Consider the following 12612-nt stretch of genomic DNA (forward strand, 5'->3'; position numbering starts at 1 on the left):
CCCGAGGACTTCTGCATGAGCGACGCACAATCCCTGTACGCCCCCGACTGGCTTACCTGCCCCGAACATCCGGCTGAGCTGAACCGTACCATCTGGACGGACTCATTTCAGCGTAATCATGGGGGAGAGCTAACCATCGACGGCATTGCAGCGAGTGAGCTTGTCAAAGAGTTTGATACTCCGCAGTACGTATTTTCGGAAGATACATTCCGAGCTAGGGCACGCGGGTACCGCCAGGCATTCAAGGATGCTTTCGCCCGGTATGGCGCGCAGGTGAGTGTCTACTACGCAGGAAAGTCATTCTTGTGCACGTCCGTGGCGCGGTGGGCGCATGAAGAAGGTTTGTGTCTTGATACGGCATCGGGAGGGGAACTGGCGATTGCCCTGCGGGCTCAGGTTCCCGGGCAAAATATTGCGCTGCACGGTAATAACAAGTCGCACGGCGAGATTGTGCGCGCCATCAAACACGGAGTAGGGCGTGTGGTGGCAGATTCCGTTGACGAGCTTAAACTCATCGCGGATGTGCATGCCGAGCTGAACGCAGAACGCGCTGCAGCGGGGCAGGAGCCGTATCCGGCGGTTCCCGTGCTCATTCGGATTACGCCCGGTGTACATGCCTCCACCCACGAATCTATTGCTACGGCGCATGAAGATCAAAAATTTGGGATGTCGCTTCAGCCTGGAACCGCGCGTCTTGCCGGGTTAGAGGCAGATGAACTTGAGTATTGGTCAACCACTGAGGACGAATCCTACGCGATGCTTGCCGCCGGTATCCTCACCGCTACGGATTCCCTGGAATTTCGGGGTATTCACTGCCATATAGGCTCACAGATTTTTGAGGCGCAGGGCTTCGAGCAGGCGGCAGATACGGCTCTTACCTTTATGCACGCCGTGAACCAGAAATACGGTCTTAGCCTGCCTGAGCTTGACCTGGGCGGCGGCTACGGTATTGGCTATACCGAGGCCGATACCCCGCGCAGTATTGAGCAGATTACCGTCTCGATTGCGGATGCAGTCGCGGCAACCTGCGTGCGTCTTGGCCTGGCGATTCCGCATATGTCTTTTGAACCTGGCCGCTCGATTTCAGGCCCCTCAGGGGTGACGCTTTACACCGTCGGCACCATCAAAAACGTGAGTATTGAGGATGAGCACGGTCAGATTCGAGTGCGCCGGTACGTCTCTGTGGACGGCGGTATGAGTGATAATGCGCGCCCAGTGCTCTATGACGCCGACTATGCGGTAACCCTGGCAAACCGCGCCCCGGCGGGAGAGCACGTGCTTTCACGTGTGGTAGGTAAACACTGCGAATCGGGTGATATTGTGGTGCGGTATTGCTATCTTCCTGCTGACCTGCGTGCGGGGGATATTCTCGCGGTGCCAGCTACCGGTGCGTACTGTTATGTGCTGGGGTCGAACTATAACTACCTGAGCCGTCCGCCGGTTATTGCTACGTCGGCGGGGGAAGCGGCGCATCCTATTATTCGTCGCCAAAGCGAAGATGAGATGCTTGCTCTCGATACGGGCTTCTAGTACGGGCACCAAATCTTTTCCGCATGATGACCCGCATGGCGTATGTTTGGGTAAGAAACTGCTTGTAATATAACGACACCCCCGTAAATGGCGGTAATGTTGGCGTCTTGACCGCGTCCAGGCGCCGCTCTCTTGATACAGTTGATGATGACGTCGCCCGTTCGTACAGGCGCGTTCACCACTCGGTCAAAATGTAGGAGATAACGTGACTGACACCATTAAGGTTGCTCTGCTCGGCGCTGGGAACGTTGGTTCTCAGGTAGCGCGTATTTTTAGTGAGGATAGCGCGGTTCTCAAAGAACGGATAGGTGCGCCTGTTGAGCTGATCGGTATAGCCGTGCGTGATACTGCGGCTAAACGCCACTGGGATGCCGAACCAGGGCTGTATACCACCGATGCAGACGCCCTGATTGACGCTGCCGACGTGGTGATCGAGCTGACCGGCGGTATTGAACCTGCACGAACCCGCATTCTGCGCGCTCTAGAGGCAGGTAAATCGGTGGTTTCAGGGAATAAAGCGCTTCTGGCAAAACACGGTGTTGAGCTACAGGCTGCTGCCGATAAGTCCGGTGCACAGCTTTCCTATGAGGCGGCGGTCGCCGGTGCAATTCCGATTTTGCGCCCCCTGCGCGATTCTTTGGCAGGAGATACTGTCACACGTGTGCTGGGCATTATGAACGGCACCACCAACTACATTCTGGACCAGATGGATACCACCGGCGCAACCTTTGCCGATGCGCTCAAAGACGCCCAGGAACTCGGCTATGCCGAAGCAGACCCCACCGCTGACGTTGAAGGTCATGATGCTGCATCAAAGGCGGCTATTGTAGCCTCATTGGCGTTCCACTCTGATTTCACCATTGATGACGTTCACATAGAGGGTATTACCGCCGTAAACGCCGATGACGTTGCCGCCGCAGATGCCGACGGCTACGTGATTAAACTCCTGGCTATTTGTGAGCGCGACGGTGACGGAGTCAATATTCGCGTAGCTCCTACGCTCATTCCACGGCAGCATCCGCTAGCAGGTGTCCATGGCGCGTTTAATGCCGTGTTTGTACAGGCGCAGAACGCAGGCGAGCTGATGTTCTATGGCCCTGGTGCCGGTGGGGCACCGACCGCTTCTGCTGTTCTGGGTGATTTTGTGTCGTTGGCGCGCCGTCTGGTATTGGGCGGTCCGGGTGTGCCCGAGTCCTCTTACGCGCAGCTGCCTGCTACCGGATTGGGCGACATTATCTCCCGCTATTCGGTAGGCATGTTGGTTGATGACAAATTGGGCGTACTCGCAAATATTGCTCGTATTTTCGCCGAACACGGTATTTCGGTGGATTCTTTGCGTCAATCTACTCCGCGGGATGGCGCCGCACAGATTCGCCTGGTGACGCACTCTGCCAAAGACTCTGACCTGCGCCGCGCGATCGCGGTGATCGACGGTTTAGATACTGTGCGTGAGATTATTTCCGTGATTCGCGTCGAGTCCGGTAAATAGATCAGGAAGACTAGAATTTCAGCGCGGAAATTCTCAAGTCCGCGCGAGTAAAACCATCAGCAGAAAGTAGGAGAATCCCATGGCACATGTGTGGCAGGGCGTCATTAACGAATACCGCGATCGTCTTCCGTTCGGGGACGAGGTAAAACCGGTAACTCTAGGCGAAGGCGGAACCCCGCTGATTCACGCACCGGCGCTGTCAGCGCAGACTGGCAATACGGTATACCTCAAATTCGAGGGGATGAACCCCACCGGATCTTTCAAAGACCGCGGCATGACGAGCGCTATTACTGCCGCTAAACGCGAAGGTGCGAAGGCTGTTGTGTGCGCTTCGACCGGTAATACTTCAGCGTCGGCAGCGGCATATGCGCTTCAAGCGGGGATGCGCTGCGCGGTACTCGTGCCGGACGGCAAGATTTCGATGGGCAAACTCTCGCAGGCCATCGCCCACGGCGCTGATATTATTCAGATTGACGGAAACTTCGATAACTGCCTCGAAATTGCCCGTAAACTCAGCGAGAATTACCCAGTATTCTTGGTGAACTCGGTGAACCCCTACCGCATTGAGGGTCAGAAGACCGGTTCTTTTGAGGTCGTCGACACCCTGGGAGATGCCCCCGATTACCATCTGCTCCCGGTAGGTAACGCGGGCAATATTACCGCTTATTGGAAGGGGTACAAGGAGTATTCCGAGCCCTATACGAACCGTGACGGCAAGGTCCTAGAGCCGGTCGCCACCAAGCGACCCATCATGTGGGGTTTCCAAGCAGCTGGCGCGGCCCCGATTGTTGCAGGGCACCCGATTGACACTCCCGAAACGATTGCGACCGCAATTCGCATCGGTAACCCTGCCTCATGGGAGAAAGCTGAAGCGGCACGCGACGAATCCGGCGGCGTGATTGAAGCTGTCACCGATGAGGAGATTCTTGAGGCGCACCGCTGGCTCTCTTCCCGCGAGGGCGTTTTCGTTGAGCCCGCTTCAGCCGCTGGTGTTGCGGGTCTGCTCAAGAAACATCGCGCGGGTGAGGCTCCCGAGGGCAAGACCATTGTCATTACGGTGACGGGTCACGGTTTGAAGGATCCGCAGTGGGCGCTGGAACCGGTCAACGGTGCGAAAGTTGAACCGACTAAGGCAGCCTTCGATGTTGTGGCTGTGGCAGATATTCTTGACCTGAACTAACCACCCTATAGCCTGTTAACCGATAGGTCGATGCGCCCTTGTCCGAGAAAATTTTCTTGGGCAAGGGCGTCTTATTCTGTCCGTAACCCGCTCAATGCTAGGATAAATTCTCGTAAAGTAAGTGACATTAGTGTTGTTCCACCGCTTGAACAGCACAGTATGCGCTCCTAACATCCACATGCACCCGAGGTTTCCATGTCGAATTCTGATACCCCTATCACATGCGCAGATATTCCTGTCGGTAAAACCGTCACCGTCAAGGTTCCGGCATCAAGTGCTAACCTCGGGCCCGGCTACGATACCTTAGGGGTGGCTTTAGGGTTTTATGATGAACTTAGGGTTGAGCGTATTTCTGAAGGTTTAGAATTTGAGCTTTCCGGCGAGGGCAGTGAGGCCGTACCGCGCGATGAAACCCATCTGGTGATTCAGGCGATGCGTTCCACTTTTGAGAAGGTCGGACTTCATGATTTCCCAGCCCTCAGGCTGACGGCGCACAACCGTATTCCGCATTCACGTGGCATGGGCTCATCTGCCTCCGCTATTGTTGCGGGCGTTGCGGCGGCTTCCGGGTTGCTTCCCGAGCACGCTCAATTGAGCCGTGACCAGATTCTTCAAGTAGCTTCAGACCTTGAAGGACACCCCGATAATGTGGCGCCTTCGGTGTATGGTTCGCTATCAATATCCTGGGGCGAACTGGGGGACTGGCGCTCGTTGGTCGTACCGGTTCATTCTGCCGTTGTACCTATCGTAGCGGTACCCGATTATGAAGTTTCTACAAAACTTGCACGTTCGCTGATTCCTGCTGAGATTCCGCATGAGCAGGCTGCGGCAAACTCAGGTCGTGCTGCTTTATTGATTCAAGCCCTTTCGCAAGCACCGGAGTATCTTATGGATGCAACCGTGGACTATCTGCATCAGGGGTACCGTATTCCTGCGATGCGACCGAGTGCGGCGCTGGTTGCCTATCTGCGTGATCGGCAGCTTCCCGCCGTAATTTCGGGGGCCGGGCCTACCGTATTAACCTTCTCCCGTAGCTGTGAAGAAGTCGCTGCAGCACAGCGAGCGATCGCTGAGTTTGAGGTTACTCATGAGGGGAACGAATATGAGGGGCGTCGCCTGTCATGGCGCGTCATGCCCCTTGAAATCGATGCAGAAGGTGTTATAGTTACACAGTAAGGTGTTTTTCACCTGACATGGTTTATCGTGTTTGTTTTATCTCCCGGTCGCACGAAGAACCGCCACATCCGGGAATGGAAAGTATTTTCTTTGAACCACGTCTTTTTGTGTGTTCGCGTATGCTTCTTCTTCCGTGGGGAGCTCGCGAGGAAATATTTTTCTGTGGTCATGTATTTTTTGCCTCACTTCACAAGGACTTTGCCGTTTCTTGACCTCACGTAACGACGGTTCGAAAGTGAGTGCCTCGGATATACATGAGGCAGTATAGCGTAGCGCGATACCGCACAGTATGCGGTATGTAGTTTCTACACTGTATGCATGATGAGAAAAACCCGATCCTCAATTCTGAGAGGATTTTCTGGGTGTCCCTGACTAAAAGGATAAATCGTTTGGCAAAGAACATTGTCGTGATCGAGGATAATGGCACCGGTTCCGGTGACGCTTTCTCCGAATTCAGCGGCTTGAAGGTCGCACAGCTTCGTACTCTCGCTCAGCAGCTCGGTATTCGTGGATACCTGAAAATGAAGAAAGCTGAGCTTGTGGAAGCGTTAACCCTGCATCAGCGCGGCGGCACCACCGAAGGTGCCGAGGCTGCCTCGACTCAAGAAAGCACAAAAACTTCTAAAAACACCCGCTCAAAGTCGCAAGATTCTCAAGCGCAGGATGAGACTCCGGCACAGAAGCGCGCGCGTAGTCGCAAGGCCGCTAAGGCAGCTTCTGAAGAAGCCGCTAAACCTGATGAGGCTTCCTCAACAAAGAAATCTTCCGAAGGAGCAGCATCTGGCGAGAGTACCGAGACCCCCGAGCGCGAGGAACGTACTACTCGCCGCACTCGAAATTCACGATCTCGGAAAGACCGTGAAGCTAAGAACGGTCGCGGTCCCCAAGAGGGTAAGAATACGGATTTGCCTCCCTTAGATGTGAAAGCAGAACTGGCTTCTGAAAGCATCGGTTCGCGTTCTGCACAGCGTGATCTTCCCGAGAATTCCGCCGATTTGAAAGCCACAACTTCGGACGGCTCTACTACCCTGGACTCCATTACGGCGGCTCTGGATATGACTTTCGGCTCTGAACCTGAGAAGCCGACTAAACGTACCCGCACACGCGAGCGGAATAACCGTCGTAAGGGTGAAGAAGAGGCCGAAGAGCGCACTAGCCGCCGTAACAAGCGTGACCGTTCTGAGAAGAATGAGCGTTCCGAGAAAAACGATCAACGATTCGAAAAACAGAATCAAAATCGTGAGGAGCGCACTAGCCGCCGCAATAAGCGTGACCGCTATGAAAAGAACGATCGTCGTAACCGTCGTGGGGATTCCGATGAGCCTCAGGTGAATGAGGATGACGTACTGGCACCGATTTCAGGTGTTCTCGATATCCTCGATAATTACGCCTTTGTGCGCACCTCCGGCTATCTGCCCGGTCCGAACGATGTCTATGTATCCCTGGCTCAGGTTAAGCGTTACCACATGCGTAAGGGTGACCATATTCTGGGCGCTATTCGCGTGCCGCGCGAGGGAGAACAAAACTCGCGCCAGCGTTTCAACGCGCTTGTGAAAGTTGAAGCTATTAATGGGCAGCCTGTGGAAGAAGCTTCCAGCCGTCGTGAGTTCTCGAAACTTACCCCGCTGTATCCCAAGGAGCGACTGCGCCTAGAGACCACCCCGAAGAAACTGGGTACCCGTGTTGTTGATCTGGTATCTCCGATCGGTAAAGGTCAGCGCGGTCTGATCGTTTCGCCGCCAAAGGCCGGTAAAACCCTTATGCTGCAGTCGATCGCGAACGCTATTACTGCCAACAACCCTGAGGTTTACCTCATGATGGTTTTGGTGGATGAACGCCCTGAAGAAGTAACCGACATGCAGCGCACGGTCTCCGGCGAGGTTATAGCTTCAACCTTCGACCGTCCTGCTGAGGATCACACCACCGTCGCTGAGTTGGCTATCGAACGTGCTAAACGCATGGTTGAGCTGGGCTACGATGTGGTTGTGCTGCTGGACTCCATGACTCGCTTGGGGCGTGCCTACAACCTGGCGGCTCCTGCCTCCGGACGTATTCTCTCCGGCGGTGTTGATTCTGCCGCTCTGTACCCACCGAAGAAATTCTTCGGTGCCGCTCGTAACATCGAAGAAGGTGGCTCGCTTACTATTCTGGCGACGGCTCTGGTAGAGACCGGCTCGAAGATGGATGAAGTTATCTTCGAAGAGTTCAAGGGCACCGGTAATATGGAACTGCGTCTGTCACGTCAGCTCGCGGATAAGCGTATTTTCCCGGCGGTGGATATTAACGCCTCCGGCACACGCCGCGAAGAGAATCTGCTCTCTCCGGACGAAGTTAAGATTATGTGGGGTCTGCGCCGTGCTCTGGCCGGTATGGAACCCGAGCAGGCTCTAAATATTCTTACGAACCAGCTTCGGAAGACTGAGAGCAACGTTGAATTCTTGCTGACCGTTCAGAAGAATGGGCTGCGCCTTGTGGATTAGCATGGTAGCCGTCTCGTAGCGGTTATCGCACAGCATTGTTCGCCCCGTACCGCCCAAGAGATTGTGCGGTACGGGGTGTGCGGTGCCTAGACCCTGTAATAATGAAGTGAAGATATACGCGAGTTCCGAAAAAACGGCGCGTATACCAAGGTAAGAGAGCAAAAATGTTTGAGTCTATCCAGGTGCTCCTTGACGAGCACACTGAGCTTCAGGAGCAGCTGGCTGACCCCGCCGTTCAGGCAAATCAGGGGAAGGCTCGCCGCGTGGGACGGCGTTATGCGGAACTCACCGGTATCGTGACCGCATATAACAAATACAAGTCCTTGGCGGATGACTTAGAAGCGGCGCGTGAAATGGCCTCAGAAGACCCTGATTTTGCGGCTGAGATTCCTACTCTTGAGGCCGAGCTTGAAGAAGCCCAAGAGAGGCTACGCCGTCTTTTGATCCCTCGTGATCCTGATGATGGTCGCAACGTTATTCTTGAGGTCAAAGCGGGCGCGGGCGGCGACGAGGCGGCTCTCTTCGCGGGTGATCTTTTGCGTATGTATCTGCGTTATGCCGAGCATAAGGGCTGGAAGACCGAGGTTATTTCCTCCACCAGTACCGATGTGGGTGGGTACAAGGATGCCCAGATAGCAATCAAGGGAACCTCCAACGAACCTGCCGAAGGCGTATGGGCACACATGAAATATGAAGGCGGCGTGCACCGAGTTCAGCGTGTTCCCGCGACTGAATCGCAGGGGCGCATTCACACGTCGGCTGCGGGCGTGCTTGTATTTCCTGAGGTTGATGAACCCGAAGAGATCGAGATCAGTCAGAACGACCTGAAGATTGATGTTTACCGTTCTTCCGGTCCCGGCGGACAGTCTGTGAATACAACCGACTCTGCCGTGCGTATTACTCACCTTCCTACGGGCATTGTTGTGGCTATGCAGAATGAGAAATCACAGCTGCAGAACCGCGAAGCTGCAATGCGCGTGCTGCGCGCCCGTTTGCTGGCGCATCAGCAGGAGCAGATCGACGCTGAGAACGCCGCGCATCGTGCCTCTCAGGTGCGTACGATGGACCGTTCGGAACGCATACGTACCTACAACTTCCCCGAGAACCGTATTGCCGACCATCGTACCGGATACAAAGCATATAACTTAGACGCGGTTTTGGACGGCGACCTTGATCCAGTCGTGCAGTCTGCCATCGAAATGGATGAGGCTCACCGACTGGAACAGGTTGGCCAAGAGCAGGAATAATCCGAGGCAACGCAGAAGTGACAGGATTACGGGTCACCCCAACAGCACACCGCGGCGAAGGGCTTGATGAAGCCTTGCGCCGCGGTGCTGACGTACTGCGTCACGCCGGGATAGAACAATATCGGGCAGATGCCGAACTTCTTGCCGCATATCTGTTAGGTACTGGCTCTCAAGGCATTCAGCGCGGTAGCTATGGGGAATCTTCAGTAACTCGTGCGGACGTGCAGCGGTTCGCCCTGATGGGGCGTAGGATTACGCCACAGGATTCAGTACGCTATACGGAACTGCTAGAGTGCAGAGCTCAGCGCGTTCCGTTGCAGCATATTACGGGGGTCGCACCTTTTTATCACCTGGAGATAAAGGTAGGTCCGGGTGTTTTTATCCCTCGTCCTGAAACTGAGCTTCTAGTGGAGGAAGCTCTGCGGGTCTTGGCGACATACGAGTCTAACGCTCGCCCTCGCGTCGTGGATTTATGCACGGGATCCGGGGCAATCGCCGCAGCGGTTAAAGAAGAGAATCCTCAAGCAGAAGTTTTTGCGGTTGAACTTTCCGAGCAGGCTCTCCTCTGGGCACGCAAGAATCTTGATCCTCAGAACGTACACCTTATTCCGGGCGATATTCGTACCTCGCTTGAAGATCTGCCCGGATACTTTGACTTGGTGCTTTCAAACCCTCCATATATTCCTCCCCACCGCAAACCCCAGGCTCTTGAAGTCGCCGAGTATGACCCGCAAATGGCGCTTTATGGCGGGGGAGAAGACGGCATGGAAATTCCTCGGGAGGTGATCGCTCGGGCTCACTATCTTTTGCGTCCCGGCGGTTTCTTTATGATGGAGCACGATGATTCACAAGAGACCCGAGTGACTGAGACATTGGCGGCACAGGGGTTTGTGAGCATATACTCAATCCGAGATTTGAACGGCAAACCCAGACACACCGCGGGATATAAACCCCGGTAGAGAGCGGTATATTCGGGCGTGGCCACTCGCTTATTGCGTAACCTTGTCACACCATCCATCGCCTCGTACCAAAACATGAGAGAATAAGGCACGTGAACGCAAAGCTGTACCCAGTAACGACTGATACCGAGACCACGGAGGCCGTCGAAGCCGCTCGTGAGGCATTGAATGCCCACGAAACTATCGTGATTCCTACCGATACCGTCTACGGCATCGCCTGTGATGCTTTCTCGCATCAGGGCGTTTCGAAGCTTCTGGCTGATAAAGGCCGTTCCCGTACCATGCCTCCGCCTGTGCTGATATTCGACCTTGCAGCTCTTGCGGGCGTTGCTGACGAAATCCCAAACGATGTTTATGATTTGGGCAATAAGTTTTGGCCCGGAGCTCTAACGATTATTCTGTATTCCTATCCGTCGCTGACGTGGGATTTGGGCGAAACTCAAGGGACGGTTGCTGTACGTGTGCCCGACGATAAGTTTGCGCTCAAGCTTTTGACTGAGCACGGTCCATTGGCGGTGTCTTCGGCTAACAAGACAGGACAGCCTGCGGCAGCTAAGGCCGAAGAAGCGCTTAATCAGCTGGGTGAGGACGTCACGCTTGTTGTGGACGATGGTCCTCGTCCTGCACCGCAGGAAGACGGAAGCGTTGGCGATAGCAAACCGTCCACAATTCTGGACTGTACTTCGACTCCTTATGTCGTGGTCCGTGAAGGGGCTATTACCGTTGAAGAGCTTCGTGAGGTTGTGCCTTCAATCGTAACCCGTAGTGAGCTTAATGCTCGTAACGAGGAGAAGGACAAGCAAGAAACTTCCACTCAAGAAGATACTGAGCAGAAACCTACCGGTCAGGAAGACCTTGATGAAGCATATGACCAGTGGGACGCAGAACATGCCGGCAGCGGCAAAGAACCGGAGCGTGCAGCATCACCAGTAGCCGGTTCTATCGCAGACATGCTGTTGGGCGCCGTTAATACCGCCACCTCGCTTGCTGCCGATAAAAAGCCTGAGGTTGATCAAAAACGCTCGCGTGGTTACCGCAATAACACACCTCAGCCGGTCAAGACAGCGCAGGCTCCAGTTAAGCCGGTATCGACGGATGCCGCTCGCGCCCTTGTGCACGGCGAAGCGAAATCAGAATCTTAGAGGGCAGATAACTCTCACAAGAAAATACTGCTATTCAAAAACGGTGAGGGAATCGAGATACTAACTCTCGAATCCCTCACCGTTGCTTATTCTGTGTAGAAAAGTGTAAGGACCTGTAGCTAGGCGTTCTTAAATCGCTTATCTTTCTTTTTACCGAGTGCAGTATGGGCATTGCGCAGCACTTCACGCACTCGCGGCTCGGGTAGAAGACCGTTTTCACGAGCCCAGGAATCGTCGAGTTCTTGTCCAAACCACATGAGCTCGACTTTGCGAACGGAACCTTGGAACCTATCGTTCATCATTTCGGAGACCGTATACCCGGTCTTAACCGCCAGATTGCACAGCCATTCAGGCAGGTGCACGGGCTTGCGGCGACCGGCATCCGCCATGGTAGAGGCTACCGTCTCGCCTTCCCACGGCTGCAGCACAATAGAGGGCAGTTCACCCTTAAAGGAGCCGACTTTAACCACAAATTCAGCCAGCGCATATGAGCTCGATACGGGGGATTTGCGGGTTCCTGCACCTGCTACAGAAGCTAACGGGGAAGAGGCTATTTTGGCGAAGACCTCGGTAGTGCGGCGCCCGCGCCCCTGCACGCTGGTGGCACGCAGGATGCACAGCTCAACAGGTTCAGAGGTTTCGCCATGCGAGGCCTCGTGGAACGTATCCTGCAAGTCTAAAAGAGCTTCTTCACCCAAGGCTTTTGAAAAGGAGTATGCGCTAAAGGGAGCTGTGTATTCGCTCGCATCAAGAACAGATTTTGCGCCCTGAACTGCTGCCGAACTGAGGTGAATAACTCGGCGTACTCCGGTACGGTGTGCTGCTATAGCGATAACCGCCGGTAACAGAGCATTAGCACCCACTAGCGCAGGTACGTCTTGCATATTGGGGGCAGCAAGACCTGCTGCGTTAACAACAACCTGAGCCCCGGCAAACGCATCCGCTAGGGAGTCGATGATGCCTTCAAGGAGCTGAGCTTCTTCGATAATAGTTCTTGAGTCGAGTGCTCGGGTTGCTAAACGGGGTGCCTCAATGGGATCTACGCTGATTCCTTCGGCATTTAGTCGTGCCACGATGGACGACCCCACGAAGCCACTTGCACCGATAACTTTCCATTTAGACTCGGACACGTCTTTTCACCTTTCTCACCCCAAACTGTTACGGAGTGTGTATTTCAACTTTCGCATATTCGGTGGTGTTTAAGAAACAGAAATAACGTTTTAGAGTAGTACTTCAGGGCAGAAGAGAGCTAAAGCATAGTCGTGGCACAGGAGCACGTGGCGGAGCTAACTTTTTGGTCTCTAGTCGAAACTGAAGCTGGAACGTAATGTTTAGCTATAGAGCTTTCGACGGGTAGAATAGCTATCTTGGGATGTCTCATATATCCGTGTGTTTATAGGTCCGCCTGA

General features: G+C 54.4%; 9 protein-coding genes. 8 read left to right on the plus strand and 1 reads right to left on the minus strand.

The features are described 5' to 3' along the window. Positions 1 to 15: 15 nt before the first annotated feature. The 8 genes from lysA to HMPREF2554_RS00565 all read left to right on the plus strand — a co-directional run bounded on the left by lysA (position 16) and on the right by HMPREF2554_RS00565 (position 11203). The gene (gene lysA, locus HMPREF2554_RS00530; RefSeq protein WP_013398871.1) at positions 16 to 1530 is read left to right on the plus strand and encodes a diaminopimelate decarboxylase; all 1515 of its coding nucleotides are present in this window, start codon (positions 16 to 18) and stop codon (positions 1528 to 1530) included. A gap of 205 nt (positions 1531 to 1735) precedes the next feature. Next, the gene (locus HMPREF2554_RS00535) at positions 1736 to 3019 is read left to right on the plus strand and encodes a homoserine dehydrogenase (RefSeq protein WP_013398872.1); all 1284 of its coding nucleotides are present in this window, start codon (positions 1736 to 1738) and stop codon (positions 3017 to 3019) included. A gap of 79 nt (positions 3020 to 3098) precedes the next feature. After that, positions 3099 to 4199 (plus strand): threonine synthase, encoded by a 1101-nt coding sequence (gene thrC / locus HMPREF2554_RS00540; protein WP_013398873.1) that lies wholly within the window; start codon positions 3099 to 3101, stop codon positions 4197 to 4199. A gap of 195 nt (positions 4200 to 4394) precedes the next feature. Continuing rightward, positions 4395 to 5375: a homoserine kinase gene (gene thrB / locus HMPREF2554_RS00545; RefSeq protein ID WP_013398874.1), complete on the plus strand. Its 981-nt coding sequence runs from the start codon at positions 4395 to 4397 to the stop codon at positions 5373 to 5375. Positions 5376 to 5764: 389 nt separating this feature from the next. Beyond that, positions 5765 to 7855, plus strand: a complete 2091-nt coding sequence (rho, locus tag HMPREF2554_RS00550) for a transcription termination factor Rho (protein WP_041321737.1) — start codon at positions 5765 to 5767, stop codon at positions 7853 to 7855. Between the two features lie 164 nt (positions 7856 to 8019). Then, a complete protein-coding gene (gene prfA, locus HMPREF2554_RS00555; protein ID WP_004004426.1) occupies positions 8020 to 9102 on the plus strand; it encodes a peptide chain release factor 1 in 1083 nt (360 codons plus the stop codon). Positions 9103 to 9119: 17 nt separating this feature from the next. Then, positions 9120 to 10061 carry a peptide chain release factor N(5)-glutamine methyltransferase gene (gene prmC / locus HMPREF2554_RS00560; protein ID WP_013398877.1) on the plus strand — a complete coding sequence of 314 codons (942 nt, stop codon included), beginning with the start codon at positions 9120 to 9122 and terminating at the stop codon, positions 10059 to 10061. Positions 10062 to 10153: 92 nt separating this feature from the next. Next, positions 10154 to 11203 (plus strand): L-threonylcarbamoyladenylate synthase, encoded by a 1050-nt coding sequence (locus tag HMPREF2554_RS00565; RefSeq protein ID WP_013398878.1) that lies wholly within the window; start codon positions 10154 to 10156, stop codon positions 11201 to 11203. Positions 11204 to 11322: 119 nt separating this feature from the next. Here the strand turns inward: HMPREF2554_RS00565 and HMPREF2554_RS00570 are convergent, their stop codons facing one another. Further along, positions 11323 to 12333, minus strand: a complete 1011-nt coding sequence (locus tag HMPREF2554_RS00570) for an NAD-dependent epimerase/dehydratase family protein (protein ID WP_013398879.1) — start codon at positions 12331 to 12333, stop codon at positions 11323 to 11325. Positions 12334 to 12612: the final 279 nt, after the last annotated feature.

It is taken from the genome of Rothia sp. HMSC071F11 (assembly GCF_001809115.1).
Classification (GTDB): domain Bacteria; phylum Actinomycetota; class Actinomycetes; order Actinomycetales; family Micrococcaceae; genus Rothia; species Rothia dentocariosa.